We start from the raw sequence: 1754 nt of genomic DNA on the forward strand, positions 1-1754 counted from the left end.
TAAACCTGCGTCAAGCAGGTTCCTCGCCGCGCGGCTTGCTTCAGCGATCAGACGAGGTCGAACCGGTCGAGGTTCATGACCTTGTCCCACGCCGCGACGAAGTCCTTCACGAACTTCTCCTTCGCGTCATCGCTCGCGTAGACCTCCGCGAGCGCACGCAGCTCGGAGTTCGATCCGAAGACGAGGTCGGCACGGCTGCCGGCCCACTTCAGCTCGCCCGTGGCGGCGTCGCGCCCCTCGAACGTGTTCTGGTCCGCGGACGTCGACTTCCACGTCGTACCCAGGTCGAGCAGGTTGACGAAGAAGTCGTTGGTCAGCGCCTCGGGGGTCGCGGTGAACGCGCCGAGCTGCGACTGCTGGTAGTTCGTGCCCAGCACGCGCAGGCCGCCGACGAGGACCGTCATCTCGGGGGCGCTCAGGGTCAGCAGGTTCGCCTTGTCGAGCAGCAGGTACTCGGCCGGCAGACGGTTGCCCTTGCCGAGGTAGTTGCGGAAACCGTCGGCGGTCGGCTCGAGCGCGGCGAAGGACTCCGCGTCGGTCTGCTCCTCGGTCGCGTCGACGCGACCCGCGGTGAAGGGCACCTCGATGTCGAAGCCGGCGTCCTTGGCGGCCTTCTCCACGCCCGCGCAGCCGCCGAGCACGATCAGGTCGGCCAGGGAGACCTTCGTGGCGCCGGAGTTGAACTCCCGCTGGACGCCTTCGAGCGTGCGCAGCACCGACGCGAGCTGGTCGGGCTCGTTGACCTCCCAGCCGCGCTGCGGCTCCAGGCGGATGCGCGCGCCGTTGGCGCCGCCGCGCTTGTCGCTGCCGCGGAACGTCGAGGCCGACGCCCACGCGGTGCTGACCAGCTGCGAGACGGTCAGGCCCGAGTCGAGGAGCTTGGCCTTGAGGGCCGCGATGTCCGCGGCGCCGATGGCCTCGCCCTCGGCCTGCGGCAGCGGGTCCTGCCACACCAGGGTCTCGTCCGGGACCTCAGGGCCGAGGTACAGCGACTTCGGACCCATGTCGCGGTGGGTCAGCTTGAACCAGGCACGGGCGAAGGCGTCCGCGAACTGGTCGGGGTTCTCGTAGAAGCGGCGCGAGATCGGCTCGTAGATCGGGTCGAAGCGAAGCGACAGGTCGGTGGTGAGCATCGTCGGGAGCTTCGTCTTCGACGCGTCGTGCGCGTCGGGGATGATCGCCTCGGCGTTCTTCGCCACCCACTGGTTCGCGCCGGCCGGGCTCTGGGTGAGCTCGTACTCGTACTCGAAGAGGTTCTTGAAGAAGTTGTTGCTCCACTGCGTGGGCGTCTCCGTCCACGTCACCTCCAGACCGGAGGTGATGGCGTCGCCGCCCTTGCCGGTGCCGTGGGTGGACTTCCAGCCCAGGCCCTGCTCCTCCATGGAGGCGGCCTCGGGGTCGTTGCCCACCGCGTCGGCCGGGCCGGCGCCGTGGGTCTTGCCGAAGGTGTGGCCACCGGCGATGAGGGCGACGGTCTCCTCGTCGTTCATCGCCATCCGGCGGAACGTCTCACGGATGTCGCGGGCCGCGGCCAGCGGGTCCGGGTTGCCGTTCGGGCCCTCCGGTTTGAAGTAGATCAGGCCCATCTGGACGGCGCCGAGCGGGTTCTCCAGCTCGCGGTCGCCGGTGTAGCGCTGGTCGTCGAGCCAGGTGGTCTCGGGACCCCAGTAGACGTCCTCGTCGGAGTTGTTCCAGCAACTCATCGGACAGCCGGGCGGACTTGGGCTGCGCCGTCGCCTCGGGGGTGTCCGAGC

At 69.2% G+C, this 1754-nt stretch carries 1 protein-coding gene; it reads right to left on the reverse strand.

Annotated elements, in window-relative coordinates:
• Positions 1-47: 47 nt before the first annotated feature.
• Positions 48-1754: catalase/peroxidase HPI (gene katG / locus AB0I18_RS51995; protein WP_363112885.1), on the reverse strand; the 1707-nt coding region annotated here is incomplete at its 5' end.

The organism is Streptomyces sp. NPDC050704 (assembly GCF_040654355.1).
In the GTDB taxonomy this organism is placed as follows: domain Bacteria; phylum Actinomycetota; class Actinomycetes; order Streptomycetales; family Streptomycetaceae; genus Streptomyces.